This is a genomic window from Massilia sp. CT11-108 (genome assembly GCF_047302915.1).
Lineage (GTDB): Bacteria > Pseudomonadota > Gammaproteobacteria > Burkholderiales > Burkholderiaceae_D > Telluria > Telluria orientalis.
In genome coordinates this window covers 1-238 of sequence record NZ_JBKYMO010001755.1, presented here as the reverse complement: position 1 = coordinate 238, position 238 = coordinate 1, and the positions used below count along the sequence as shown (strand labels likewise).

1 protein-coding gene is annotated in these 238 nt (G+C 47.9%); it reads right to left on the bottom strand.

The window, feature by feature from the left end; translation table 11 throughout:
* Positions 1-75: 75 nt before the first annotated feature.
* Positions 76-228, bottom strand: a complete 153-nt coding sequence (locus ACEN88_RS36230) for a cytochrome P450 (RefSeq protein WP_413347201.1) — start codon at positions 226-228, stop codon at positions 76-78.
* Between the last annotated feature and the right edge of the window lie 10 nt (positions 229-238).

Here is a 238-nt window from a genome sequence, read left to right as displayed (position 1 = left end):
ATATACGACTTACCCAAAGGATATAAGTACACTGCTCCCCCAATGCCACCTATACCGCAAATACTTAAGCTTGATTTAGAAACTACACACCAACCACGCAAGGATAAGACGCAACACCGACCAAGCAAAGCTGACACCCACGCACTTGTGTCTGCCGACGAGGAAAGGGTGAAAGACGTCCATGTCATCTTCGCGATACGACTTTGGGTCCAGAAACCTCTCCGGCATAAAGGAGTTT